Source organism: Micromonospora sp. DT227, assembly GCF_049841835.1.
Lineage (GTDB): Bacteria > Actinomycetota > Actinomycetes > Mycobacteriales > Micromonosporaceae > Micromonospora.
Map to the genome: position 1 here is coordinate 1 of NZ_JBNCLA010000095.1, position 253 is coordinate 253.

The 253-nt window shown below is 66.4% G+C and carries 1 protein-coding gene; it reads left to right on the forward strand.

Features of this window, described 5'->3' with window-relative positions; translation table 11 throughout:
* On the forward strand, positions 1-253 hold a 253-nt coding region (locus ACLQ2W_RS34045), incomplete at both ends, for a beta-ketoacyl synthase N-terminal-like domain-containing protein (RefSeq protein WP_425792024.1).

Genomic DNA, 253 nt, shown 5'->3' on the forward strand with positions numbered 1-253 from the left:
ATGAGCCGGTGGCGATTGTGGGGATGGGGTGTCGGTATCCGGGTGGGGTGGGTGACCCGGAGGAGTTTTGGCGGTTGCTGGTTGAGGGTGTTGACGCGGTGGGTGGGTTCCCCGTGGATCGGGGGTGGGATGTCGGGTCGTGGGATGGCCCGGATTCGGCGGGGTCGGGGACCGCTTATGTCCGCGAGGGCGGGTTCCTGACTGATGCGGCGTTGTTTGATGCGGGGTTCTTTGGGATCAGTCCGCGGGAGGC